Below are 26,812 nucleotides of genomic sequence, written 5' to 3'. Positions count from 1 at the left end.
CCTATCGGATGCGCTTAATAGACATCCCGCTGGTAACGTTTCTCCTGCTGCATGCGAATCATATATTCGGCAGCTTCCTCAGGACTGAGACCGCCTTCCTGTTCAAGGATCGTAATCAGCGTGGAATGGACGTCATGGGCCATTCGTTTCTCGTCGCCGCACACATATACCACAGCGCCTTCCTGCAGCCACTGATACAGTTCCCTGCTCTTCTCCAGCATGCGGTGCTGGACGTAAACCTTCTGATCCGAATCCCGCGAGAATGCCACGTCCATGCGCGTCAGGACGCCGTCCTTGAGCCAGCGCTGCCATTCGATCTGGTACAGGAAGTCGGTCGCGAAGTGCTGGTCGCCGTAGAACAGCCAGCTCTTGCCTTCGGCTCCGGTCTCTTCCCGCTCGCTCAAAAATGCGCGGAACGGAGCGACGCCTGTGCCCGGGCCGATCATGATGATCGGGGTATCCGGATTTTGCGGAAGCTTAAAGTTCGGATTATGCTGGATATAGACCGGCAAAGCCGAACCGGGTTCGCTTCGTTCAGCCAACTGTATGGAGCAGACGCCGTACCGCTCTCTTCCGCGGTTCTCGTAGCGGACGGTCCGGACCGTTACATGCACCTCGTCCGGCGACGCCTTCAGGCTGCTGGCGATCGAATACAGACGGGCCGGAATTTTGCGCAAAATGGCTACGAATTCCCTGGCCGGGATGCCCTTCAGGGAATAATCCTGCACCAGATCGAGCAAATCGCGTTCCTCGATGTAGGCTCTCAGCTCATCATGACCCGATGCGAGCAGTTCGTTCAAAGCACCGTTAGAAATGAGCGCGGCTGTCTTTTCCAGCAAAGGCTTGGTAAGCACCGTGATTTCATAATGGCGGAGCAGCGCCTCGCGCAGCGCGGCCTCATCGCCGTTTTTGTTAACCGGTACGGATTCTTCGCCGGACCAGCCCATCGCCTCGATCAATTCATCGACAAGCCGCGGATGGTTTTCCGGGTAGATGCCCAGACTGTCTCCGGGTTCATACTCCAGGTTCGATCCCTCCAGCGAAATTTCCAAGTGCCGGGTTTCGCGGTCGGAACCGCGGCCGTTCAGGTTGATATTCTCCAGAACCTCGGCCTGGAACGGATTGGTTCTGGAATATTCCGATTCCGCGGATGCGAGCAGCGAATCAGCCGTGACAGGCACGGCCTGCGGTGCAGCTCCGGCTCCTGCTCCGGCAAGCTCGGCAAACGCACTGGCCACGCTGTTGATCCATTCCGCCGCCGGCTCGTCGAAGTCCACGTCGCAATCGACGCGCGGAACGAGCCGCTTGCCGCCCAGTTCTTCCAGCCGCTTGTCAAAATCCTTGCCTGTCTGGCAGAAGAACTCATAGGAGGTGTCTCCCAGCGCCAGTACAGAAAACGGCATGCCTTCAAGCTGCGGCGCCCGCTTGCTGTGCAGAAACTCATAAAAGGATATAGCGTTGTCCGGCGGATCCCCTTCGCCATGCGTGCTGACCAGAATCAGCAGGTTTTCCACCTTTTTCAATCCGTTCGGTTTAAAATCGCTCATCGAAGATAGCTTGACCTCAAAGCCCTGATCCTGCAGTCTCTTGGTCACCTTCTTGGCCAGCGACCCGCAATTGCCGGTCTGCGACCCGTACAGGACGGTAACCTCTTTCGGCGCAGCCGGTGCCGTGCTTACCGGAGACGCAGCCGGCGCATTTGCGGCAGCCGCCATGGGGGCGGTTCCCAGCACAGCGCTACCCGTTACGGCGGCCGCTGCGATATATCCGCTCAACCAGATTCGCTGGGCATCGGTTAATGTGGGCAGCAGACGGTTGAGCAGCTCGACCTGCTCTTGGTTAAAAGGGCTGTTCGTTACTTGAAGTTCCAACAAATATCCACCTCGCGTAGCATGCATTAGTGATAATTCCTAGTAGATTACTCATATTTTCTCTCTTGAACCTATCACAGCAGGGGGGAACGGTCAATTAGAATGATCTTATAGGTTTTATCAGCTTTGCTGATAAAGTGGCTTCGTGCCGATTATTCCTCTTGAAACCGCCGTTCGATGACAAAAAAAGGCCCGACCGTAAAAAAAGCCGGGCCCTTCATAAGGAAGGAATAGAATTCAATTTACGTATGACAAAGTTTCTCGCGGATCAGATCCGTTACCAGCCGATCCGGAGACCGGTCTCCCCGCCCAACCTTCATCCGGTTGCACAGCACCGCCACGGCAAGGCCGTTCGACGGATCGGCGTATCCGATCATGCCGCCCAATCCGGCATAACCGAAAGCCGCCCGGCTGCCGCCCATGGCATCGCCGTCTTGGCTAAGCGAGTAGCCCAGCCCCAACCGAACGGGAGCGAGCGCAACTTCGTCGATCCCTTCAAATTGCAGCTGTGCTGCCTCGGTCATGGTGGTCGGCTTGAGCAGGCGTCTGCCGTCCACGCCCTCGCCAATCAGTGAAGCATACATGCGCGCTAACGCCTGAGCATTTGCGACGGCATTGACGGCTGGTACGGCTGCTGAATGGAAGCAAGCCAAGTTCCATTCCGGATTGGCAACCGGAACCAGTGCCGGAGGCAGCACCCGCTTGAACAGCATGTCATCGGGCATGGAAGCAATAGGTACGGCTTCGCCGCTAATTTCGGCGATCCGGGTTTCCGCTTCCGCTGGGGCTCCTAAATACAGATCCCCCTCCATTCCTAATGGCTTGCAGATCTCGTCCTGAATGATCCGGCCAATCGCTCGGCCATCCGCTCTGGCGGCCGTTTCCCCTAGAATCCATCCAAAGGTCAAGCCGTGATAACCTGCCTTGGTGCCAGGCTCCCAAATAGGTTGTAACTGCTCCATCTCGTGCACCATCGCTTGCCAGTTGGTAACCAGCTCCATATCCGCGTGCGCAGGCATCAAAGGAACTCCTGCCGTATGAGTCAGGACCTGGCGGAGCGTAATCTGTTCCTTCCCATTCGCCCCGAACTCGGGCCAATAATGAGAAATCCGCTCATCATACGCCAGCTTGCCCTGCTCGGCGAGAATATGAATCGCCGTGGAAATCAAACCTTTGGAGCAGGACTGCATCACGAAGAGCGTATCCGGATGGACGGGATTTTGTCCTAAGGCATCGGCGCTGCCTGAAAAGGCATTCACCACCAGTTCACCGTGCCAGTAGGCTGTGGCTTGGAATCCTGCACCGATATCGTCTTTCGCAAGTTCATCCAGCAGCCGCTGGACCTGTGTTTGAAGATTGATGAGATGCTGACGTTTGTTTATCCATGGATTGGTCAATGCATTCAACTCCCTTATGATTTAAATTGAAAAAATAAGGTGCAAAGCCCATCCAATAAAACGTCCTGAGGGCGAACTGTTAAACTGATCGTCCGCCCATGCAAAGGTTCGCCCTATGAATAGGCTTTGCATGAGCCGCTTGGCATACTGGCAAATTGATTTGCCATCGAGATCGACCGCCTTTCTGCTTGGAATTGTAGCAGAGAATTCCGGCCACCTCAACGCCAAAAATAAATATAGCCAAACTTTATAAAGACACGGAAAGCATAAACCAGAGTCTAATCAAGCAGCTATTGCGGGGTTGGCGTTGAAGGTCCGAAAAAAAAGCCCGCTTCATCAGCGGGCGATCCTTAGCTATTGTGTGCTTTTCGTGATATCTATTCTTTTCGCTGGAGGGATTCTACTATTTATTTGTCGAGGATCCCTCTCAACGCTTCATTGCTTCAACGCTTCCGGTATTTCCGCGTGCGCTCGTCTTCGATAACGCCGCCCCAATTCAAGCCAAAGCCATAATCGTAAGTGTTGCCTTCAGAGTCCACATGGCATTCCATATCATGAGCCACGTCCTCCAGCTGCTCCTCAACCGTCTTCATATGGGCCGGCATCTGCATCGGCAGCAGACCCGAAGGCTCCGCACTGCCAGTCAGGATCTCCATGATCACCTGCGCCTGAACGCCAAAATCGGCTACAATCGCATCCGCTTCGGACTCGAATTCGTTCACCACCGCTGGATTCGAGAGCATCATCGACACGATAACCGGCTTGCCTTTCATCGCCTTCCGGGTGTCCAGCACCGCGTCCAGGTCTGACGTATTCTGAGGCGTGACGCTTTTCCCCTTATAAGAACGGTTCAGCACATCTTCCGGACGCGGGTCGCCGGCCAGGCTTACATCCCGTGCATGCTCGGCCGTGTAACTCCGGTACTGCAGGCTGATCGGTACATAGCCGCTTCCCCCTTGCTCCGCGTCCTCCTGGCTGTAACCGAAGCCCGATTTCGGGGAGGTGATGAAGACCAGGCCAAAGTCCGCCTCATCCGGTTGATCCGTCACCGTAAAATATTTGGATACCAGCTCCAGACTGACCGGATACTCCAGCTTCTCCGGGGTTTGGTTGCCAAACCAGTCGGTTCCTGCCGGCGTATAGCGCTTCGGAATATATACCTTTTTTCCGGCCGCAAGCGGCAGCACCGCATTTTTATTTTTCAGCAGCACCACCGACTTCAGCTGAGCCTCATACCCCTCGCGCATAAATTCGGCGTTTCCGACAACTCGGGCGCTCGTATCCGGGTCAAGATACGGATTCTCGAACAATCCGAGCCGGAACATATTGACCAGAAGCCGGACGGCGGACTGCTCGAACCGCTGCCGCATCCAGTCTTCTCCGTGCTCGCGCACCCCGATTTCGTAGGCTTCCAGCACCGGTCCGATTTCGTTGTTGCCGCCGAACTGGTCCACCCCGGCCATCAGCAGCTTGTAATGCCGTTCACCGACGGTCAGTTCCTCCACGCCCCACGGCTTGCCGCTGAGGAAAGAATCCTTGGCAGGGGACTCGTCGGCTGTAATCATCCAATCGGTGCACACAACGCCATCGTATCCGTACTGATCGCGAAGAAGATCTCCGATCAGACAGGCGTTATAGGAATTGCCTACATTTTCACCGTTCACGGTATCCTGGTTCGCCGAAATGGTGTAATACGGCATAACGGCCGAGGCTTTGCCCGTTTTGCCGGACAGCTTGAAGGCGCCTTCTGTAAACGGGATCAGATGCTCGCCGAAATTATTCCCGGGATAGACCGCATACTTGCCGCAGCCGAAATGGGCGTCTCTGCCGCCTTCACCGGATCCGCCCCCCGGCCAATGCTTCACCATGGCGTTGACGCTGTCATAGCCCCAGCCTTCCCGAATTTCGCGTTCTCCTTCCGAAGTCTGGAAGCCGTCGACGTACGCCCGGGCCATATCGGCCGCCAGCGCCGAATCTTCCCCAAACGTTCCGTTGAAGCGGAACCAGCGCGGGTCGGTGGCGATATCGATCTGCGGGGACAACGCCGTCGACAAACCCAATGCGCGGTATTCCTTCGAGGCGATCTCCCCGAATTTCCGCGTCACCTCCGGGTCAAAGGTCGCCGCCAGGCCCAAGGTTTCCGGCCACATGGAGATGGCGCCGCCGGAGCCTGCGTTAAACTCCGAACTGGAGTCGGAGCCGTGCCGCGGATCGGAGCTGTTGTTGGCCGGGATGCCGAGACCATGCCCTTCGGCAAACGCCTGCACCCGATTGTTCCACTTGGCAGCGGTCTCCGGGCTCTCCACAGTGGTGACCAGGATATGCCGCACGTGATCCTGAGCCAGAAAATGGAGCTGTTCATCGGTCAGCTCCCACGGCTTGACGCCGCTCTCTTCAAAGGCTTTGCCTCCGTAGGTTGCGGAGAACCAGCCTCCGCTCGCCGCAGGCACCGCCTGATGGCGGCTGTACAGCATCAGACCGGCAATTTGCTCGGTCGTCATCTTGGACGCCAGATCTTTGGCCCGCTCTACAGGCGACAGCCTCCAATCCTCATAAGGATCCAATTGACCGTCCCTGCTCAGGTCCTTGAAATAAAGGCCGTCCTGTTCCAGGATCTTTACGCCCGAGGCGGCCGAATAGCCCAGCGTCGGCCCCTCGGGATTGTTCACATAACGAATTTCTTCTATATTTAGTGCAGCTTTTGTATTCGACATATTCCCTTTCCCCCACTCCATCATCCGGATTACGAATTTAGTTTCAGCTTGGTGTTCAGATCGTCGATGATTTTCGATAAATCCGCTTCCGACGTTCCCCCGCCCATCATGCCGGACAGCGAGCGCAGGGCGTCATACTTCCGCCACTTCACCACGGCCTCAAACAGCTCGGCGATTCCGTCGTCGCCCATGCTCTCCGCAAACATAGCTCCCATCTGTTTCAGGCGCTCCAGGCTGCCCTCCATTGCTTCCTCGGCAAACGCAGCCGTTTCGGGAATGGCCATCAGCTCGTAGAACTTGGTGTTGCGCCCCACTTTGCGGAAAGGAATCCCGGTCGATTCCAGGCTAAGGGTGACTGACAGGGGCGTATCCGCCAATGATGGACCTGCAACGATGTCGTAAGCCCCGGATTCGGCGAACCAGTCATGAATATCGGTATTGAAGTAGGCAAAAGCCCGTTGATCCAGCGCAAAATGGACCGTCTTCGCTTCACCCGGCTGCAGATGAACCTTGGCAAACCCCTTCAGTTCCTTGACCGGTCTGACGACATGGCTCTCCAGCGGCTTGACGTACAGCTGCACGATTTCCTTGCCCGCAACCGCACCAGTGTTGCGAATGGTAACGGACACGTTGACGGTGTCGGTATCCTTCATAGACGTTCGGTCAGCCCTGATATCTTCATAAGCGAAGGTTGTGTAACTAAGACCGTAACCGAACGGGAAAAGCGGCTCCTCTTTTTTCGCTTCATAATACCGGTAGCCTACGAACAAGCCTTCCCCGTACGTCACTTCGCTTTTGCCCCCCGGGAAATTCAAGAACGCCGGCGTCTGTTCCAGCCGAACGGGAAACGTCTCCGCCAGCTTGCCGCTTGGATTCACCTTCCCGTACAGCACGTCGGCCGCTGCGCTTCCCGTCGCCTGCCCGCCCAGATAGCCTTCCAGCACCGCTTGGACTTGCGGAAGCCAAGGCATCGTCACCGGCGATCCGTTGGACAGCACGACAACCGTGTTGGGCTGCGCCGCCGCGACCGCTTCGATCAGGCGGATGTGCGAGGAAGGCATATCCAGCCGTGTGCGGTCGACGCCTTCGGATTCGAACGAATCCGGCAGACCGGCGAAGATGACGGCCACGTCTTTGCTTTGCGCCAGCTTCACGGCTTCTTCGATCAAGCTGTCGTCGGCCTCGCCGCCTTTGAGAAGATAGCCCAAGGCAAACGCACAGTCAGCAGACATTCCCGCAATTGCATCGAACGGAGCATCCATTCGTGTCGGAGTAATGTGCGAGCTGCCGCCGCCCTGGTATCGCGGATGCTTGGCGAACGCGCCGATGACGGCGACCGATTGTTCCGGCTTCAGTGGTAGCAGGCCGCCTTCATTCTTTAAGAGAACCATACAGTCCGCGGCCGCGCGCCGGGCCAGTTGGTGATGAGCCTCTGCGTCGTAGGCGAAGGCTTCCTTTTTACCATCGTATCCTTTAAATATGACTGTGAGCAGACGGCGAACCGCCTCATCCAGCACGGCCTCGTCCAGTTCTCCGGACTGGACAGCCTTCACGATCATCCGGTCATGCTCCGGACCGACATAAGGCATTTCCAGCTCCAGTCCGGCCTTTAGTCCTTTCACCCGTTCGTTAATGGCGCCCCAATCGGTCATGACCAGTCCGCCGTGGCCCCATCTTTGCTTCAGCACCTGGTTCAGAAGGTAATCGTTCTCCGAACAGTAATCGCCGTTCACCTGGTTATAGGCGCACATCACGGTCCAGGCATCACCTTCGATAACCGGACCCTCAAAGCTGCGCAGATAAATTTCGTTCAATGTCCGCTCGTCGACCACGGCGTTAATCGAGTTGCGCAGCGTCTCCTGATTGTTGGCGGCAAAATGCTTCACCGACGTTCCGACGCCTTGGCTTTGGACGCCTTTCACATGGCTCGCGCCCATTTCCGAGGACAGGTACGGATCTTCCGAGAAATATTCAAAGTTTCTGCCGCACAGCGGTGACCGCTTAATATTGACCGCAGGCCCGAGGATAATCTGCACGTCCTCCTGCTGGCACTCCTCGCCGATCGCGGCGCCGACCTCACGGATCAGCTCACGGTCCCAGGAAGAGGCCAGACCCGCTCCGCTCGGGAAGCAGGTGGCCGGCACCGTCTTGCTCGACATGTCCCCCGGATTGGCCTGCTTGCGCAGGCCGTGCGGACCGTCCGTCATCACAATGGACGGAATGCCGAGGCGCTCAATCGGTTTCGTCTGCCACATATTCAGCCCCGAGCATAGGCTGGCTTTTTCTTCCAAGGTCATTTGAGAGATGATGTCTGTCAGATTTCGTTTCATGATACGCTTCTCCCCATTTCCAGATTGGTTGGATTACTTTCACCGGCGTGCTCCCCGACTTCAGGCAGCGGCTTGAGCGCGGCTACCCCGGCCACGACGCAGACCGCAAGCACGATATAGAAGAAGGACCAGCCGCCGATGTTCAGCAGCAACGGTGCGATGGCCGGCACGATCGACTGCGGCAGCGCGTTGGCTACGTTCATAATGCCAAAGTCTTTGGCCGCGTCTTCCTTGTTCGGAAGGATTCGCGAAACCAGTGCCATATCGACCGCCGTGAAACAGCCGAACCCGAGTCCCATCACGGCGGATGCTACGATAAATGCCGTGTTATGCGCGATAAAGGCATAGATGAGAATGGCTGCGATAATGATGAGAGCCGAAATATACAGGAATGGCTTTTGCTTACGGAACTTATCGGATAAGACGCCGCCAAAAATACTCGTGACCGCCATCGCCACCATGGACACGATGTTAATGGTAGCCACGGCTGCGGTTGCAGCGCTTTCACTATAGCCCATGCGGTTAACCAACATAACGGTCAGATACAAGCTGCTGCAGTACCCCATCATTAACAAAAACTTGGATACCACCGCCCAGCTGAACGCCGGAAATTTTCGCGGGTTTGGGTAGACTCTGCTCAGCTTTTCGCCAAGCGTCATCTTTTCCTGCGCCATGTGTTCGACCTGCACTTTTCCGTCCTGGATGATAAACAGGCTGATGATGGGCCCCACGATCCCGATGGCCGCAAGAAGGCTCCATTTCGTCGTCGAGGAGGCGTCCGTCATGGCCGTCATCAGCACCATGCCCAGCGCCATAGCTACCGGTAACACGGTACCCAGCAGCCCGGAGATCGTTCCCTGCTTCTCTTCCTTCACCTGATCGGGAATCAGCGCTGTGTACGCGGCCATGCCGAAGTTGAAGAACAATTGGGCGATCGCCCAGCCGATGATGATTTGCCAGATCTGCGTGGACATTCCGACCCACAGCAGTGCGGCACAGCCAAACAGCGGGCCGAGCAGAATCCATGTGCGCCGGCGGCCGAAGGAGATGTTTGTCCGGTCGCTGATCGCTCCGCCGAGCGGGTTGCCGATCAGGGCAAAGAAGGCGCCAATCCCGGATACCAAGCCGTAGGAGGAGGTATAGCCGTTCGGATCGATTTCGACCATTTTAAAAGTTAATAGAAGCGTTGCAGGTGTCATGAGAGCCAGCATCATGCACGCATATCCGAACATGATACCGAAAGTGAGCCGTTTGAATGGCGTGATCGTTTGACCGATAATTTTTGCCTTAGCCATATGGGTTGACCTCCTCATTATCTGAAAACGTTTACAAACCAATTATAAAACAAACCGCCCAGCTCAGGAGAGGCGGCGGTTTGCAGTCTTTTATGGCCATTTTTAATTCATTTGTAAGCGTTTCACTCCACACCGCAAAAATTCAGGTTAAAAATTGACACAACCCCCGCGTCAAATGACAGGAATCAGCTCGACGAGCTCGACAGCGTGCGGTTCCAGCGTAAATGTACAGGTCATATGGCGGTTATCCACATCGACTTGGGTGATATGGCGACCGGGCTCTGATCTCTGCTTGATGAAATGCAGATCCTCCCCGGTCATGATAGACGGTGCACCCATTTCCACCCACACGTCAAAGCTGCTCCCGCTCGACCGGTTCAAGGAACGGCGGACGATTTTATACCTGCCGCTGTCTACTCCATCCAGCTGGAATTCCAGCTTGACGGTTCTCTCGTTTTTGAACCCGCTGTACCGGCTCGTCGGTGTTACGAACGAAGTATCCCCCAGGGCATACAGGTCATCAAAGTGGCAGTAATTGTAGCACAGAATCTGATAGGCATTCGCGCTCTTCGTCACAATATAGCCTTCGCCGCGTTCAATCAGCTGATCCCCCAGCTTGGCCAGCAGCTCGTAGGCATACATAGCCGGCTTCGGAATCCCGTATTGGGCGATCAGACCCAGCCCGCCGTGGAACAACGCAGGGGATGCCGACGTTTCTTCGATATTGTCGCTGAGCACCCAGTAGCCGAAACCCTGAATCCGGTCGAGATTATCGATCAAATTCTTCGCGATATATGCCGCCTTGTACAGCGTATCGTTGGTCAGCTCCCTGTGAAATGCCGTGGAATTGAACTCCGTCAGATATATCTCGCGGTCCGACAAGCCTTCCTTTTCAAGAAGCTGCTTCTCCCGGGTCAGCATGTCCCGTAAATAATCCGGGTTCGGCGAAATGCCCCGGAACTCCTCCAGCAGGATGCGGTACGGCTCCAGTTTGCGCAGCTCGCTTTGTTCCTCATCCGGCTCGAAAAACCCCTCCAGATTTTCATGCGGATAAAAATGGCATGGGATAAAATCGGGCAGGCAATCCCGCTCCCGGCAAAAGGCAAAAAACCGCTCGCTGAACAAGTTGGAGCGGAGCGTTATAATCCGCCCTGGCGCCCCGATCCGCAGATTCCGCGAAATGTTCTTCATCGTATGGAAAGTCCGGGAATACAACTCGAAGTACTCTTCATCCGTTCCCGGCCAATACACCTCGAGCTCCGGCTCGTTCCAAAATTCGAACATCCAGCTCTCGACCTCCGCCGGACCGTACCGGTTCATACAGTGCCGGATAAAGCGGTCAATGAGTTCGCACCAGGTGTCGAGTGACTTTGGCGGGCTTGTATAGCTTCTGCGAAAATAGAGCCCTTTCTCCGGATCCGCCGCGAGCGCGGAGGGCATAAACCCAAGCTCCACAAACGGCTTCAGATGAATGGAGAGCAGAAAATCAAATAATTGGTCGACGAGCCGGAAATTGTAGGCGGGCTGCCCGTCCTCCCTCTCATGGTAAACCATCATGCCGTCATCAAAAATGCCGTGAAAACGTAAAAAGCGAAACGGGCACCGCTCCTGAACGTAACGGAGCTGCCGCTGAACGTCGGCATGAAGCCCTTCCTTGGCTTTGCCGATCGTGATCAAGTTTTTCCACGTATGCGATATCGCCTGGCTCCTCACGGCTGCATCCACCTGACGGGTGAGCGTTGCCAGCGAATGCACCTCCCTGCCGCCCGGCGATGCGCCCCGCTCCAGGTATTGATTGATAATCCCGAGAGCGCTGGATTGATTGAACTCCATATAATTCGAAGTCGATTTTTCCTTCTTCTTTCCCGGCTCCGGCCGGTACTGTTTCCGATATTCGTTCGGCGTCACATGATATCTGTTCTTGAACGCGGAATAGAACGACTTGGCGTTCGGAAAACCGTGAAACATGGCCAAGTCGGCAATGGGGATTTCCTCTTGGCGCAGCAGATCCTCTACGGCATTTTTTAACCGAATGCTGGTCAGATAAGCCTGAAAATTCAGTCCGATATTTTCGCTGAAAAATTTCGATAAATAAGGCACGGACAGAAACTCCCGGTCCGCTATGGACTGAAGGGTAATGGGCTCACGGTAATGGTTATCGATATACGTAATAATCCGCAGCATCCGGTCCATGTACCGCTCACTGATACCGCCTTCGGACAGCGGGACCTTGAACTGCTTGACCAGGATGGAAAGAACGCCAAGCATTGCAGCCTGCATCTCCAGTTCGTACGTCTCTGTCTGCTTGTATTTGAGCTGGACCATCTCGGCAAGCAGCCGGCGCAGCCGGGAAACGGCATCGCGGGATTCCGGCCCGGACTTACTGGCCTGAAATGCAAAGGAAAAACCCTCAAAACCTGCAATATGTTCTTTCAAATAAGCGGTTGGAATTTGGTAGGTGGCGATAATGTTCATGTCCAGGCCAATGACCTCATGGACATGCTGCTGGTTAATCAGCAGCACATCCCCTTCTTTGAGCGTATGGCTGACCGTGTCAATCGAAACCTCAAGCGTTCCCCGCAACACAAAAATGATCTCAACGCTGTTATGCCAGTGGCTAGGCACGTAATTCACGCTGTGCAGGGATACGTCAAACGGAAGGCTGTCATCGATCTCGAGCAGCTCAAAAACTGAATTCGCCATACTTGGGCGGCCTCCTTAACGCATCATTAGACCTAATTATAGCAGATGATCATAGTTCATAAGTAACGCTTGGTTTCTGACTATGGCAAATGGGTTGTCAAAAGGCCTTGCTGACGGATGCCGATACGATAATTTTCTCATCCTCTGCTGTATAAATTTGTTAATTCCCCCGGTCAACAGCAACTTTTATCTCTATGTAACGTCTGGAATATGTATCCAGATATACAAGAAAGGGTTGAGATTTCGGATGAACCACAAATTTGCGTTGTTTGCCGTGTGTGCGATACTGTGCGGATCGCTCAGCGCCTGTGCCGATTCTTCGGATTCGAATCACGTTGCTACAGGGTCTTCGCCAAGCAGCTCCAGCACTTCCGGGCAGCAGCCTACCGCCGATTCGGCCGGTCAATCCGGGACGGACGGTTCCCCGCAAGCGGCCGTCATTCCGAAAGGAGGCGGGAAGATCTCCGCGGAAAAAGCACTGTACGAAATCTATTCCCGGACAGACATTGGTGATGAGGAGAAAGTGGCTCAAATGATGCGGCAAATTGCGGGGATCAATTGGACGACGTATAACCGGATCAGCGGCCAAAAGTCGCTTGAGACCGTTGAGTATCTCTATAAACAATTGGATAAGATCGAAACCGGAGATTATCCTAACATCGTAAGAGCAGATAACGGTACGGACGGGGCTTCTGCCGAGAGTTATGCGGCCATTCTGGCCGAGCTGTACACGCGGGAACCATCCAAGTTCATCGAAGCGCTCGCAGGATTGGAAACTCCATCTCAAATCGAGTCCGTAGTATCCCATCTGGCTTATGGATTAAGTTATCAGGATATCGCCCAGGTCAAGGCGAAATTGGAGCAGTTGAAGCAAACCGGCAGCCTGTCCGAGGGCGAGCGAAAGGTGGCGGATCAATTGCTTGACCGGTTGGATCATCCCTACTAAAAAAGGCCGTATTCCCAAGTAGAAACCGGGAATATGGCCCGTGGAGCTGATACGATGTATGATTTTATACATGCTGAGATTGGTTCTACAGTGAGCATCGTCCCCATCAAAAATCCTCATCGATCAGATCCGCATTCACTGCCATGGCGGCTTTGCTCCCCTGACCTGCGGCAATGATCAGCTGCGAAGGCCCGAAACGGGCGGTATCGCCGGCAGCGTACACACCCTTTACGCTCGTTCTGCCCAGTTCATCCACGGCAATGCCGCCCGCCCCATCGGGCCGGCAGCCCAGCTGCGCCGCGAAGGGAGCCTTCTGTGACCAATGGGGTACGATGAAGCCTCCGGCTCGCGGAATGAAAGCACCGCTGTGAAATACAACTTCCGTTAACTGCCCCCCGTCTCCCCTGAACGAATGAATCGGCTCCTCCACAACAGGCAACCCCTTGACTTGGAGCCTTTCCTTTTCCCCGGACGTCAGAACAGGCTTGCCGTTCGTCAGGACGATTAAATCCCGGCTCCAATGGTGAACCGTCTTGACGAAGTGATACAGTCCCGGCTGCTCCGACAGCACAAACAATGGCCGGTCCTGCAGCTCATAGCCGTCGCAATAAACGCAATTAAAGATGCTTTTACCATACAGCGGCTCTAGGCCGGGAATGCGGGGCAGCGTTTCGTGCAGCCCGGTAGCCAGAATCAGCGTTCTGGCCCACACTTCTTCCCGCATCGAAGTGATAACGCGGAAAGCACCGCGGGCCGAATTCACCTCCAGAGCCGTTGCCATGAACCGGCGAACGGTAGGATACCTCCCGATCTCCTCATATGCCAAGTTTCGGAATTGTTCGGGGCGGACGCCGTCCCGCGTCAGATAGCCATGCGATACCCGTGTGACCCGGTTTCGCGGCTGGTCATTATCGATCAGCGCCGCCGTCCTGCGGGAGCGCCCCAGCACCAATGCGGCATTCAATCCGGCGGGTCCTCCGCCGATGATCACGCAGTCCCATATCATCTTAAGCGAATCGCTCCTTCCCTTTAGGCCGCCTGCCGGATGGTGATCATCCTGCATCAGGTCGCGACATTGCCGCCGGCGTCCTTCGGCTTCCCGCCACGCTCGTCAAATACCCGGATCCAGCGGTATCTGTTCACTTTTACGATCGCAACAAAGCATTTCAGGATTTGATCGCATTTGAGGCACATAAACGTAATAACTGGCGACAGATCAAACACAAACGCACACAGCGCCGAAGCTGGCAGCACAATGAGCCACATGAAAATGAAGTCGTTGTACAGGACGAACTTGGTGTCTCCTCCGCTGCGGACAATGCCGGTCAAGGCAGGCATCTGGTATGCCGTACCGACGACTGTCACCGACAGAATGGTCATGAACTGCAGGGCAAGCGTTTTGGAGCTCTCCGATATTGCATACAAATCGAGGACGACGTCCTTCACGGCAAACAGCAGGACCGCGGTCAGTACGCCGATGATCAAGTACAGCAGTTGCAGCGTCTTGCTGTAGGAAATGACCTTTCCCGTATTCCCTTCCCCGATCGTCTTGCCGATGATGACCGCCGTCGCGCTGGCCGATGCGTAAGTAACGACCGTGACCAGCTGAAAAATCGTGTTCGCCACGCTGTTGGCGGCGATCGCCGCCTCGCCCATATGCCCCAGGATGGCGGTCTGGGCACCCATCGATACGGCCCACAGCAGGTTGGCCATCAGCACAGGTGATCCGATCCGCAGATACTGCTTAAACAGAGACTTGTCGATGCTGTAAAAATCTTTCAGCTTAAAGCGGATCCGCTGATCGAACTTCTTCACGAAGGTGAGGACGATCACGCATTCGATCACCCTTGCGGTCAGTGTGGCGATGGCCGAACCGCTCACCCCAAGGCGCGGGAAGCCCAGGTGGCCATAAATCAGCAGGTAATTCAGGCACACATTAATGATCAAAGTGGACAGCGAAACGAGAAAGCCGATCCGCACGACCTCGACGCTGCGGAGCGCCGCCAGCAAAATGTTGGTCACCGCAAAAAATATGTACGAAAAACAGATGATCTTTAAATACTTCGCCCCTTCCGCGATCACGTTCTGCTCGTTCGTAAACAGCGACAGGCAGCCGTGCGGGAAGAAAAAAACGACCGCCCACATGATTACGCTTACAGCCAGGGCGATCCGCATCCCGATGCTGGAAGCCCGTTTGATGGCGTCTATATTTTTGGCGCCCCAATTTCGGGAGGACAGGATGACCAGCCCTTCAGCCGCGCCCATGACCAGCATATGCAAAATAAACTGGATCTGGTTGGCCAGCGCAACTCCGGACAGCGCGGATTCGCTGTATCCTCCAAGCAGCAGATTATCCGACAAATTGACGCCAAGCGTGATGATATTTTGCAGTCCGATCAGCACGGTTAACCGGATAAACATGCTGTAAAACGACCGTTCACGCACCCATATTCCCATGACTTCTCCTTCTTCGATATGTCGTGTAATAAGCTGATTATATTCTCAGCCAAAAGAAGCGCACAAGGCAGGAAAACGGTGGAAATGTACAGGAAAACCATGCCCGGAATCCTCCCAGCCCGCCATTCCCCCGGATTGCTCACAATACCGCACGTCTACACCGTTCTGCACGAATGACAAAAGCGGGCTCCCACAGAGCCCGCCTTCCATCGGTTTTTCTTTCCGGATTATGCTTGTACTTAACTTACCTGCTTAGCGTCTTCCGGCTCAACGCGGTTCCAGTCCACCCTGTTTTTCTTGCGTAGCGACCAGGTAAGCAGCACGATGATGCCGATGACGACCGAGCCGATATTGACCAGGTATGCGCCGAGCGGAGAGTTGTACTGCACCTCGATGAGCGCCGAAGAAGACGGGACGACGACGTACCGGACCATTTCGAGCCATGCCACGTGGAAGCCGATGTTCATCCACAGATTGCCTGATAGAATACGGCACATTTGCAGCAGCGTGCCGAAGGCAATCAAGTTGATGATATAGTCTGCCGTAATTTGATCCCATGTGGCAATCCCAGCAGCTACCATGATTGCGGTGAGAGCGACCGGCGCAAGCACGAACAGGGAGACCTGCAGCAACAGGGCGATCCAGCGCGGGAACCGCGTGTTCAAATTGCGGAACAAATAGCCGCGGAAAGAAATCTCTTCGGGAAAAGCCTCATAGAAAAAAGCGATGGCCGTATTGATCAAAATCGCAAACAGCGTAGGCACGGGAAGATGCAAAGCGACGACTTCGAGCCAGCCTAAGGCGCTGCCGATCAGCAGGGAGGCTGCGGTAAGGAGCGCCAGGAAAGCTGCTCCAAGGAGAAAGTACGGCAGGCCGGTCGGCGGAGAACTTAGCCCGAGCCCGCTCCATGGCCGTCTGTCGGCATACCGCCTCAGCAAATAGATCAGGGGCACACTTATGCCTGTGGTTACGACGGCCAGAATCACCTGCAGGCCCAAAGTAGGAAAACCATAAGAGCCTGCAACCGTTGCAGCGGCCACGGCCAGCCCGAGCCCGACGACAAACGCCAGCCAGCCGAGCACGATGCGCCAGATCAGCTGGATTCTGCCCTCTTGATCGCGGAAAAACCGCAAAATGGTCTCTTTGCGGGACATGCCGGTTGATCTAAAAATGGCGGATCCTCCTTTCTGAGTAAACCGTTGTCTGTCAGAATGCTTCTATCTGACATTGATATATATAGTAAGCTCAGGAACGATGTGTTCCTCGTAAGAGACCCATTTTTTCATAGATCAATGCCATTCTGCTAGAAACGTTGCTCCGCTCAAAGGCAAACACCTCCTCTGTTCCGGCCGGCAGGTGACGGATGTCTGAAGTTTTGAACTTTTGATGTGAGGCAGACTTGACAGTTAGAATGAAGAACTGGAAACTAGTGGTATAAAAGATTAAATTGTAGGGATCCTATTTAGGGATTCTTATGGAGGAGGGTATTATTATGGAGCTTCAGCTATCTGGACAAACCGCGCTTGTCACCGGCTCCACTTCCGGCATCGGCAAGGCGATCGCGTCTTCACTGGCTGCAGAAGGGGCCAAAGTTCTGATTAACGGCCGCCGTGAAGACAAGGTCTACGAAACGATCGAAGAAATCCGGGGGCGGCATGCCGGGGCGGAACTTGTTCCCGCAGTCGCCGATCTGGGGACGGAACAAGGATGCCGCACCTTGATGGAGCAGCATCCGAATGTCGATATCGTGGTGAACAATCTGGGCATTTTTGAGCCGGCCGAATTTTTCGATATTCCGGATGAGGAATGGTTCCGCTTTTTTGAGGTCAACATTATGAGCGGTGTCCGCTTGAGCCGGCATTATCTGAAACGGATGATGCAGCAGGACCGTGGAAGAATTATTTTCATTGCCAGCGAAGCCGCCGTCATGCCGTCGCAGGAGATGGCGCATTACAGCGCCACCAAAACGATGCAGCTGTCGATCTCCCGCAGCCTTGCCGAGCTGACCAAGGGCACAAACGTGACGGTTAATACCGTGATGCCCGGCTCCACCCTGACGGAGGGGGTTGAGACAATGCTCGATACCCTGTATCCTGGCGAGTCGTTAACGATCCGGGAGGCGGAGCAGCGCTTCATGCGGGAAAACCGGCCGACCTCGATCATTCAGCGGTTGATCCGGCCGGAGGAAATTGCTCACCTCGTCACGTTTATCAGCAGCCCCCTCTCCTCTGCGATCAACGGGGCCGCGCTGCGGATTGACGGCGGGTTAGTCCGGAGCGTATTTTAGTGTGAACCTTCAACCTCAAAAAAGTGCCGTTGTCCCTTCCAAAGGGAGACGGCACTTTTCATTATGATGCGGCTGCCCACGCCCAATCTTGATGGGAGCCGCAGTCATTTTATTCAGGGAGGACAATGCCAAAATACTGCCTGAACGCATCCCGCTTCTCTTCCGGTGTCCGGGGAGTGAGAATGCGCACCTCCTTGCCGGCAAAGATTCGGAATTCGTCGCCAGCGACCGTGTTTCGCCCTTCCGGTGTGCGGATAAACACCATCGGACCCTGTCTGAAAATCGATTCCGGAGCATGCTCGCACCAGAACGAGGCCATCACATAATCCCGCGGCAGCTGGGGCTCTTCGGCAAAAGAATAAATGAGCCGCCAATCCTCCCCTTTCCGCTCCATCAGCTGCCAGCCGAAGAACGGATCCCGGTCAAGGCGGTAGCTTTCGGTTCCCTGCGGCTGTTCCAAATGCTCCTTGATCAGCACAGGCCTGCCTGGGACATTTCCGCCTACTCCGACATCGCACAAATACCGGGCGCCTTCTGCTTCGACCTGAAGCACATGATGCCTTCGCTTCGGAGGCAGGTTATCCTCATCGCGCCAAAATCTGGCGAAATAGTGGGTCACGGGAAATCCCAGTTCGCCCAACAGCCAGCCAAACAGCGCATTGAGCTCAAAGCAGTATCCGCCGCGCCGGCGCACGACGATTTTGTCGTATAGGTCCCGAATGTCAAGCGATAGGGGCACACCGTTTAAAATATCCAAATTTTCATAGGGAACGCTGTAAATATGGCAGTGCTGCAGTTCCGCCAGCGTGTCCGCCCCATTGTCCAGCTTGCCTTGAAATCCGATCCGGTCCAGATAAGCCTGAATTTCCGGCGTCGGCGATGGATGGTTAGTCACAACGAGCTACCTCCCTGCTGTTATAGTGCTGCGCATATCCATGCCGCTTCATGCAAGCATCGGAATATCAGCCATACAGCTAATTTCTATAGCAGAGCTTGGTTCACCTTCTGCTGCTTACGATATTTACTCTGTTTAATACAAAAAAGCGCAGAACAGGAGCATTACGGGGGTTGCCCCCACTCCATATTCTGCGCTGTATCGGTTTAGTACTCTATCATGCCCAGCAGGCACTCCTCTTATACCGCCGTGTAACCCCCGTCGACCAGCAAGCTGGCGCCGGTGATGAAGGAAGCATCCTCACTCGCCAGGAACAGCACGGCTTTGGCGACTTCCTCCGGCTTGCCGAGCCGCCCCATCGGATGAAGGGCGGTCAAATGTGCGGTAATCGCTTCGTCCCTGCCCTGAATGAGCGGTGTGTCGATGTATCCCGGGCACACTGCATTGATGCGGATGCCCTTGGCGGCATAATCGGCTGCCATTGACTGGGTCAACAGCTTCACTCCGCCCTTGGCGGACGCATAGGCCGTGACACCCGCCTTGCCCACATGGCTGTGAATGGATCCGCAGTTCACGATCGCCCCGCCCGTTCCTTGGGCCAGCATCTGCTGGATCGCATATTTGTCGCTTAAAAATACACCCGTCAGGTTAATGTCGATCGTCCGCTGCCAGCTGTCCGACGATAACCGGTCCGCCGGTCCGTCCTTGGCGATACCCGCGTTGGCGAACAGGATGTCCAGCTTGCCGAACTTGGCGACCGTCTGCTCAACCATTCGCTGCACCTCAGCTTCTTGCGTCACGTCTGTTTTGACAAACAGCGTATCGTATCCCTGTGCGTTCAGCTCCTCGGAGAGGGTCTGGCCCCTGTCCGAAAAATCGGCGATAACAACCTTCGCCCCTTCGGAGGCAAACATCCGTACCGTCGCTTCCCCGATGCCGCTGGCGCCGCCGGTAACAATCGCTACTTTGGTATCAAATTTCATGATTAAACACGCTCCTATGAATTCACTTAAATGTACAGACTCTTAGATAGCCGTTGCCCCGCCGTCGATGACAAATTCGGATCCCGTGGAATAAGACGACTCGTCCGATGCCAGGAATACCACCAGATTCGCTACTTCCTCCACCGTGCCGAAACGGCCCATCGGCGCTACCTTTTTACCCAGTTCGGCTTCGGACATTTGGCTCACCTCGGACGCGTAAGCGCCCATGGCGGTGTTGATGTAGGCCGGATGGATCGAGTTCACCCGAACGCCTGCGGCTGCGTATTCGATCGCGGCGTCCTTGGTCATCGTCCGGACCGCACCTTTCGAAGCTCCGTAAGCGATATGGCCGGATGCGCCCGTCAGTCCCGCAATGGAGGATGCATTAATAACGGAACCACCCTTTTGTTTGGCCATGAGCGGCATCACGTGTTTCATCCCAAGGAAAACGCCGGTCACGTTGATCGCCATCATCCGGTTCCATTCTGCCAGTTCGATGTCGGCCAGCGGCTTGATGAAATAAATGCCGGCATTGTTGAACAAAATATCGATGCGGCCAAACTGCTGAACCGCGGCATTCGCAATTTCTTTCCATTCGTCCTCATTGCTGACATCATGACGGAATGCTGCAGCTTCGCCGCCGGCTTGCGTGATTTCACCAGCCGTCTGCTTGGCGCTGTCGAGATTAATATCGGTAACGACGACTTTGGCGCCTTCTTCCGCAAAGCGGAGAGCCGTCGTTTTGCCGATCCCGGCGCCGGCGCCTGTAATCAGTGCAGCTTTTCCTTCGAGTCTCATCATGAATCCCTTCCTTTCGTATCTCACATCATTATGTTAACATGTCTTGAGATTCAGCAAAATTTAAACCTATTGAATTTTGCTTAAGAAAAACTTAAAGATCAAAGGACGATGCTTCATGAATACGGAAAAGCTGGAGTACTTGGTGGAGGTGGCCCGGGCCGGTTCGATTTCCAAAGCGGCCGAGCAGCTTCATGTGACGATTTCAGCGGTCAGCCAAGCCATCACCAGTCTGGAATCGGAGTGGGGGATCAGCATTTTTACCAGGTCCAAATCCGGAGTCACCCTGACTCCCGAAGGCAAAATCATTATCAAAAAAGCATATGAAACGCTGGAGAAATATGAAGATCTGCTGGAGGCCGCCCGCGGATTATCGGGTACGGTCAAGGGCCGGCTGCGGGTGGCGACCATACCAAGCCCTATGTCTCTTCTTGAGCGTGTCGTGATCGAATTTAAAAAGAAGTTTCCGGACGTGAAGCTGGAGATCGTGGAAAAAGGCTCGCAGGACATCATTGACGATGTGAACCAGGACAAAAGCGATCTCGGACTCATCATATTGTTCAAAAACCGGTTGATCGAACGCACCGGCCTGGCCTTCGAACGGCTGCTCCCCGTGCACATGGTCGCCGGCATCAGCAGCGCGTCGCCGCTCGCCCTGAAGCCCACGGTCGGTCCTGAAGAATTAAGGCAGCAGACCGTCGTCCTCTATAACGACGATTATGTGAAGTGGTATATGGACGACTTTCAGTCACTTTATGGCCCGGTAGACGTGCTCTTCACCACCAATAACCGGGATCTGATCTTCAGGGCGTGCATGAATCACGGCGCCGTGACCATCGGGCTCAACTTCTCGTTCATGAACGAGCCGGCCTTCCGCAAGGACAATATCGCGATCCTTGACTTCGATCTGCCGGATCACGGCCCTGTCTACCTCGGCGTCATCCAGCGCAAGGAAAAGACCCATTCGCAGGTCTCCCGCCGTTTTATGGAGTGGTTAAAACATGACTTGGAAGAATTAGGGGCATCCATGCAGTCTTAAAAGGGGTTCAACTTGAAGCAAAAGAAAAAACATCACGGCATCGCGATGTTTTTTTGCAGTTCATATGAGGGATTCATATCGCTCATTCCGATGAATCTCGCCCCTGGATATCCCGCAGGTATTCATCCAGGCGGTCCAAACGGTCATCCCACATCGATCGGAAAGACTCAAGCCAGTGGTCCAGCTCTTGAAATGGTTCGGTACGCAGCTTAATGATTCGCCGGTTGGCTGCAGGCTGCACTTCAACGAGGCCGGCCTCGTGAAGAACGCGGACGTGCTTGGATGTCTGGGGCTGGTTGAGTTCAAGCCGATTCGCGATATCTCCAATGGTCAGGGGGCCACGGTCGCGAATGAGCTCGATAATATGCAGCCGGTTAGGCTCGGCAAGCGCAGTCAAAGTTGTCGTGTTCATCTTCATGCCTCCTGACCAAATACTACCACAAAGAAATATTTAGAGAAAACGAAAATAAAAACAGCCACAGCAAAGAAATTCCTGCTATGACTGTTTGGATTCCAAACAATCTATACAATGGTAAGGGATTGTCTCACCTTATTTCAGCGGCGTTTAGCGAGACCGATTCTCCGGCTTCATAAGTGCTTCCTCCGGGGAGGACGCTGCGAACCGGTCCACCCATTCGAAAGGAAGGTGATCGGTAATCAGCTTTCCGTAATATGCGGTCCTTATGATCCCCTCTTCATCGATCAGAAACTCTGCCGGAATGCGGTGGAAATTGGCCCCATCTTCAGGCGTAAGCGGAAAACCGGCCGCCGCCGCTTCATCTGCCAGTTCATGAACATTCGGCAGCGCTAATGTAGCTTCCGTCTTGGATTCCGACGATTCGACTCCGTACAGGCTATAGATGTCGGCATTCGGATCGGCAATGAGCGAGAAAGGCGCCTGCTGCGCGCCTACATACTTGTGCAGGTTCGCATCCGGCGATTCAAAAAATGCGATGACTTGAAGCCCCTGGCGACGCCAGTCGGGGTACCTCTGGATCATTTGATGAACGCGTAAATTGCACATAGCGCATGCCGCATTACGAAAGAACGACAGCAGCACCTTGCCGCCGCGGAATTGGTCCAGCGAAACCGGATCGCCGTGCTGGTCGATCGATTGGAAGAGCGGAGCTTTGTCCCCGGTTATCAGCAGGTTGGTCATGGATATTCCTCCTCATGGATCTTCTATGCATGAGATGCATGAACCCACTTTAGCAGGAAGCTCCGGATTCCTCTGTGACCAGGTCACCAAACTCCTCTTCCAGCAGCTTTCGCTGCAAAATGCGGACCGTTCCCCGGCTGGTCTCGATCCACCCTTTCCGCTGAAACCGGGCAAGAGCCCTTGTCACGACTTCGCGAACCGACCCGACCTCTTCGGCCAGCTCCTGATGGGTGATCCGCACCGTCGGCGCTTCCCCGGCCGTCATTCGCAGCAGCGCTCCGGCAAGGCGGTTGTCAAGCGGGAGGGTCTGGCGCTGCTGCGTCCGTTCCACCATGCGAAGCATGCCGTCAAGCAGCCCGCCGAACACCGTGGCGCGAATAGACTCGTACTCCTGTACCCAACGCATAAAGCTGCTTTTCCGCACAAACAGTACTTCTACTTCGGTCTCGGCAGTCAGTTCACCGGGATACTCGCGCCCGCTTAGACCGCTCAGCACCAAAAGTGAGCAAATTTCTCCCGCCGTCAGCAGGTTGATGACGGATTCGGAGCCATTTTCGCCGATCACCGTGATCCTCGCGGTTCCACTGAGAAGGAACATACCGTATGCCGCTGCATCATCCCGGTGGAATATTCGCGATTTAGCGCTAAATCGACGGATAAACGGCCCGGACTCCCGCCACTCTTCAGACGAAACCGCCGTCAGACACGGAAATACCTGGACGGGCTTGTCACTCGATTCATGTGATATGCTCATGCGCTTTGTTCCTCCCAAATAGGTCAACCCGTGATGACTATAGTATAGAAGATATTCGTCAGCAGCAAAAGCATAACTCAGCAGCATTCGCAGGGTTAGCGTGGCTCAGCGTCGGCTGGTGGTCTAAATATAAAAAAACAGCCAAAGCTGAAATGCGATGGCTGGTTGAATAGATAAAACATGTAGGTTGCGTGTTTATAGATCACATCGGCCTGTTGGCCAATTTTTTTCCTTTAAGCATCGATCTGAAGATCAGCCTGAGCAGCGGCGGTACGGCGAAAAAGATAAACAGGGTTCGGAACAGCTGGTAGCAGGTGACGACCGACAGGTCCCCGTTCACTTCCTTGGCGATCAGCGCCATCTGATCCATACCGCCTGGCGAAAGGCTGAGAAATGACGTAACTTCCGTAATCGCGTGAAACTTGGTCAGCAGCACGCTGAGCCCGAGGGAGCATGCGATCAGCACGACACCGCTCAATATGGCGAGCAAAATGATTTTCACTTTGTGCTTCAAATTTTCCGGTTTAAGCAGCAATCCGATATACCCGCCCATCATCAGCTGCGACAGGCTCAGGACCACCGGCGGGAGCGAATGTCCCTCATATCCCGATAAATTGAGCAGGATGGTGCCGATCATCGGCCCCAGCAGAAAGGCTGTCGGAAATTTGATCCGTTTGCCCACCAAGGCAAATACGACGCATACCACCGCGAAAAGCCAAATATGCGGAAACAAGGCGGACCAATTGGTAGATAGCGCCGCTGATGCGGCTCCTGATGCATGCGATCCCGAGGGATGGAACAGCGGGCTGAAGATCAAAAGAGGCACACAGAAAATAATCATGATCAGCCGTGACACCTGAAGGAAGGTCACGACCGTCAAATCGATTCCCTCCACTTCCTCCGCCAGCGTGATCATTTGGCTCAGCCCCCCGGGAATGCTGCCCATCAGCACCGTAGGAAATGGGATTCCCGACAGAAAAGCGATCATAAAGGCGATCGCCGCAGCAACGACCAGCAGCAGCGCCGTAAACAGGACCATCGTCGGCAGCTGATGCCCGATCTGCTTCAGCGTGGACAAGGTGAAAGACAATCCCATCGTATAACCGATGATGATCATCCCCGTATTGCGCACCTGCCCCGGCCAAAAGAAAGAAACGCCTTTAAACAGCTTGGAGCCGATCATGACAAAAACCATGGAGCCCAGCAGCCATGGTATCGGCATATGGATCCATTGGAAGATGAATCCGCCGATGACGGCAAACACGCAGGTCACCAAAAACCGCAGCCATTTGTTGTTCCTCAAACTGCTGTTGTTCAAGCTTGCGGTGTCTGTCATTACAGGCTCTCAGTCAGTTCAGCGATTCGCGCCCCGGCATCCCCTTGGTACAGACCGCCATGATAGCAGATGACGTTTTCGATCGGATAGGCTTTGAATTTGGTGATCGACTGCATCGCTTCGTCCATATTCGGCGTCACCGGCGGATTCGGTCCCTGCAGCTCGCCGTTGTTAACGACCATAGCGTCACCGGTAATCAATGTTTTGCTCGGCTCATGATACAAGCTGATATGCCCTGGAGTATGGCCCGGTGTATAAATGACGGTCAGTCCCCCGCCGAAAGGCAGCTTCTCTCCGTCGGCAAGAAGGCGGGTCACATTGGTCACCTTTCCGGAAAAGGTCGCCTCAAAGGCTTCAGCTAATTGGGTCGGCAGCGACTCCAGCAGCCCCTTTTTACGGTCAGCACTAAATTTAATCATTGGTTTGAGTCCGTCGATGTAAGGCTGGTCTTCCGCATGTGCATATACCTCCACGCCCTCGCCCTTAAATTGAGGCAGGCTGCCCACATGGTCGATATCCTGGTGGGTAAGAATAATGGAATGAGGGGCGGCAGGGTCGATCCCAGCCTGAGACATGAGCTCCACGATTTTTCCGTAGCAGCCCGGCATCCCCGTGTCTACCAATACATAGGAATCCTTATCACGGATGACCACAGGATGAATCACCATCTCCCGATCGCCCATGGAAAGGGACAGTTCCAGCATTTCGATCTGATCCGAAATTTTCATACTTCACGCCAAAGCATCTCGCTTTGGCTCACCTCCTGTCAACTTCAATATCCGCATAAAACTCGCTAGTTCATTATATGACTTCTGAGTTTTTTGTGTCAATTCCTTTGTTGACCCTTAGCGGACATCATGTCAAAATGTGTAGGGGTGGTAAGGATGGAGCAAATCAAAAAGCAGCAGATCATCAATACGGCAATGCGTATTTTTAAAGAAAAAGGATATTTCGCCGCCTCCATGCAGGACATTGCGGAAGCATGCGGCATGGCCAAGGGCAGCATTTATAAAGTGTTTCCTTCGAAAGAGGACCTGTTTACCGGCGTTTTCACCTTCGTACACCGGACGATGTTCGAGCAAGCCCGGGAGCTGGATCGCTCGCTGCGGCTGGCGGGGGACCCGCCGAAGGAAATTTTGCGGCGCAAGATCGAGTTTCAGCTTCAATACATGCTGGAAAACCACTTTTTTACGAGCGAGTTCAAAGAGCTGCCAATCACCGCTAACGAAAACTTCCAGGTGGAATGGAAAAAAAAGCGCGCCGCGTTTCTGACGTGGCACCGCGACTGCTTCTACGAAGCATACGGCGATTCCATCTCCCCTTATCTTGGGGATATCGTGGCGATCTACCGCGGCATGTCGCGGGAATATTTATCCCATGCCGTCCAAACGGCCATCGCCTGCCCGATGGCGGAACTGGCCCGGTTTTGCGTAGACCGGATGGACGCGGTCATCCGCGACATGATCGATAAGGAGCCGGTCCCGATTCTCAAGGTGTCGAGCGCCTATTTTAACGACATCAATCCGGTGGACCTTCCGACCCGTCGGGCGAACCTGGGTGAGTTTCTGCAGTATTTTGCCCAAAAGGTCCAAGAGCTGCCCCAGCCGGAGCGGATTCAGAAAGAGCTGCTGGAAGTGATCGACCTGCTTCGACGGGAGCTGCAACAGGATAAACCGAACCCGACTTTGGTCCGGGTGTATACGAACTTTCTGGATTCCGTCGACGAGCTGAGACCTTACGTGAGGCAGCTGGGCCTCATGCTGAATCATGCGGCGGAACCGCAAAAAGACAGTCCGGATCAGGCATAAAGGCCTGACGGACTGTCTTTTTTGGTTGTATTGATGACAG

The 26,812-nt window shown here is 54.6% G+C and carries 21 protein-coding genes; 4 read left to right on the top strand and 17 right to left on the bottom strand.

Annotation, left to right across the window (positions count from 1 at the left end; genetic code table 11):
- Window positions 1-14 precede the first annotated feature (14 nt).
- The 6 genes from MKY74_RS17670 to MKY74_RS17645 form a co-directional block, all read right to left on the bottom strand.
- Window positions 15-1,871, bottom strand: coding sequence for an assimilatory sulfite reductase (NADPH) flavoprotein subunit (locus MKY74_RS17670; protein ID WP_076167184.1), 1,857 nt, complete (start codon window positions 1,869-1,871; stop codon window positions 15-17).
- 242 nt (window positions 1,872-2,113) lie between these two features.
- A complete protein-coding gene (locus MKY74_RS17665) occupies window positions 2,114-3,268 on the bottom strand; it encodes a serine hydrolase domain-containing protein (RefSeq protein WP_244169177.1) in 1,155 nt (384 codons plus the stop codon).
- A 443-nt stretch (window positions 3,269-3,711) separates the two neighbouring features.
- A complete protein-coding gene (locus MKY74_RS17660; RefSeq protein WP_244169178.1) occupies window positions 3,712-5,982 on the bottom strand; it encodes a glycoside hydrolase family 3 protein in 2,271 nt (756 codons plus the stop codon).
- 29 nt (window positions 5,983-6,011) lie between these two features.
- Window positions 6,012-8,312: a beta-glucosidase gene (locus MKY74_RS17655; protein WP_076167188.1), complete on the bottom strand. Its 2,301-nt coding sequence runs from the start codon at window positions 8,310-8,312 to the stop codon at window positions 6,012-6,014.
- Window positions 8,309-9,607, bottom strand: a complete 1,299-nt coding sequence (locus tag MKY74_RS17650; RefSeq protein ID WP_076167191.1) for an MFS transporter — start codon at window positions 9,605-9,607, stop codon at window positions 8,309-8,311. The genes MKY74_RS17655 and MKY74_RS17650 overlap by 4 nt, the downstream gene beginning before the upstream one ends.
- Window positions 9,608-9,778: 171 nt before the next feature.
- Complete coding sequence (locus MKY74_RS17645; RefSeq protein ID WP_076167193.1) at window positions 9,779-12,310, bottom strand: GH39 family glycosyl hydrolase; 2,532 nt, start codon at window positions 12,308-12,310, stop codon at window positions 9,779-9,781.
- A gap of 247 nt (window positions 12,311-12,557) precedes the next feature.
- Between MKY74_RS17645 and MKY74_RS17640 the strand changes: the two genes are divergently transcribed.
- A complete protein-coding gene (locus MKY74_RS17640) occupies window positions 12,558-13,256 on the top strand; it encodes a hypothetical protein (RefSeq protein ID WP_076167196.1) in 699 nt (232 codons plus the stop codon).
- A gap of 106 nt (window positions 13,257-13,362) precedes the next feature.
- Here the strand turns inward: MKY74_RS17640 and MKY74_RS17635 are convergent, their stop codons facing one another.
- From MKY74_RS17635 to MKY74_RS17625, 3 genes are all read right to left on the bottom strand, one after another.
- Window positions 13,363-14,262, bottom strand: coding sequence for an NAD(P)/FAD-dependent oxidoreductase (locus MKY74_RS17635; protein ID WP_076169429.1), 900 nt, complete (start codon window positions 14,260-14,262; stop codon window positions 13,363-13,365).
- Window positions 14,263-14,318: 56 nt separating this feature from the next.
- Entirely contained in the window at window positions 14,319-15,713 is a 1,395-nt protein-coding gene (locus tag MKY74_RS17630) for an MATE family efflux transporter (protein WP_076167199.1), read from the bottom strand.
- 239 nt (window positions 15,714-15,952) lie between these two features.
- Entirely contained in the window at window positions 15,953-16,867 is a 915-nt protein-coding gene (locus MKY74_RS17625; protein WP_208629243.1) for a CPBP family intramembrane glutamic endopeptidase, read from the bottom strand.
- Window positions 16,868-17,205: 338 nt separating this feature from the next.
- On the opposite strand from MKY74_RS17625, the gene MKY74_RS17620 reads away from it, so the two are divergent.
- On the top strand, window positions 17,206-18,000 hold the full coding sequence (locus MKY74_RS17620) for an SDR family NAD(P)-dependent oxidoreductase (RefSeq protein WP_076167201.1): 795 nt from the start codon (window positions 17,206-17,208) through the stop codon (window positions 17,998-18,000).
- 109 nt (window positions 18,001-18,109) lie between these two features.
- Here MKY74_RS17620 and MKY74_RS17615 read toward each other — a convergent pair whose 3' ends face one another.
- The 3 genes from MKY74_RS17615 to MKY74_RS17605 form a co-directional block, all read right to left on the bottom strand.
- A complete protein-coding gene (locus tag MKY74_RS17615) occupies window positions 18,110-18,895 on the bottom strand; it encodes an arylamine N-acetyltransferase family protein (protein WP_076167204.1) in 786 nt (261 codons plus the stop codon).
- A gap of 239 nt (window positions 18,896-19,134) precedes the next feature.
- Complete coding sequence (locus MKY74_RS17610; protein WP_076167207.1) at window positions 19,135-19,878, bottom strand: SDR family NAD(P)-dependent oxidoreductase; 744 nt, start codon at window positions 19,876-19,878, stop codon at window positions 19,135-19,137.
- A gap of 42 nt (window positions 19,879-19,920) precedes the next feature.
- Entirely contained in the window at window positions 19,921-20,676 is a 756-nt protein-coding gene (locus MKY74_RS17605) for an SDR family NAD(P)-dependent oxidoreductase (protein WP_208629271.1), read from the bottom strand.
- Window positions 20,677-20,794: 118 nt separating this feature from the next.
- Between MKY74_RS17605 and MKY74_RS17600 the strand changes: the two genes are divergently transcribed.
- Complete coding sequence (locus MKY74_RS17600; RefSeq protein WP_076167213.1) at window positions 20,795-21,715, top strand: LysR family transcriptional regulator; 921 nt, start codon at window positions 20,795-20,797, stop codon at window positions 21,713-21,715.
- Between the two features lie 82 nt (window positions 21,716-21,797).
- On the opposite strand, the gene MKY74_RS17595 is transcribed toward MKY74_RS17600, so the two are convergent.
- From MKY74_RS17595 to MKY74_RS17575, 5 genes are all read right to left on the bottom strand, one after another.
- Window positions 21,798-22,127 (bottom strand): ArsR/SmtB family transcription factor, encoded by a 330-nt coding sequence (locus tag MKY74_RS17595; RefSeq protein ID WP_076167219.1) that lies wholly within the window; start codon window positions 22,125-22,127, stop codon window positions 21,798-21,800.
- A gap of 153 nt (window positions 22,128-22,280) precedes the next feature.
- Window positions 22,281-22,874, bottom strand: a complete 594-nt coding sequence (locus tag MKY74_RS17590; protein WP_076167221.1) for a redoxin domain-containing protein — start codon at window positions 22,872-22,874, stop codon at window positions 22,281-22,283.
- 49 nt (window positions 22,875-22,923) lie between these two features.
- On the bottom strand, window positions 22,924-23,628 hold the full coding sequence (locus MKY74_RS17585; protein WP_076167223.1) for a Crp/Fnr family transcriptional regulator: 705 nt from the start codon (window positions 23,626-23,628) through the stop codon (window positions 22,924-22,926).
- A gap of 202 nt (window positions 23,629-23,830) precedes the next feature.
- Window positions 23,831-24,964 carry an AbrB family transcriptional regulator gene (locus MKY74_RS17580; RefSeq protein ID WP_076167226.1) on the bottom strand — a complete coding sequence of 378 codons (1,134 nt, stop codon included), beginning with the start codon at window positions 24,962-24,964 and terminating at the stop codon, window positions 23,831-23,833.
- Window positions 24,964-25,692: an MBL fold metallo-hydrolase gene (locus tag MKY74_RS17575; RefSeq protein ID WP_076167229.1), complete on the bottom strand. Its 729-nt coding sequence runs from the start codon at window positions 25,690-25,692 to the stop codon at window positions 24,964-24,966. The genes MKY74_RS17580 and MKY74_RS17575 overlap by 1 nt, the downstream gene beginning before the upstream one ends.
- Before the next feature lie 156 nt (window positions 25,693-25,848).
- Here MKY74_RS17575 and MKY74_RS17570 point away from each other — a divergent pair, with 156 nt between their 5' ends.
- Window positions 25,849-26,772 carry a TetR/AcrR family transcriptional regulator gene (locus MKY74_RS17570; RefSeq protein WP_076167232.1) on the top strand — a complete coding sequence of 308 codons (924 nt, stop codon included), beginning with the start codon at window positions 25,849-25,851 and terminating at the stop codon, window positions 26,770-26,772.
- Window positions 26,773-26,812: the final 40 nt, after the last annotated feature.

The sequence above is a fragment of the Paenibacillus sp. FSL R5-0378 genome (assembly GCF_038009285.1).
GTDB classification, from domain to species: Bacteria; Bacillota; Bacilli; order Paenibacillales; family Paenibacillaceae; genus Paenibacillus_AQ; species Paenibacillus_AQ favisporus.
This window is presented reverse-complemented; position numbering and strand designations above follow the sequence as displayed.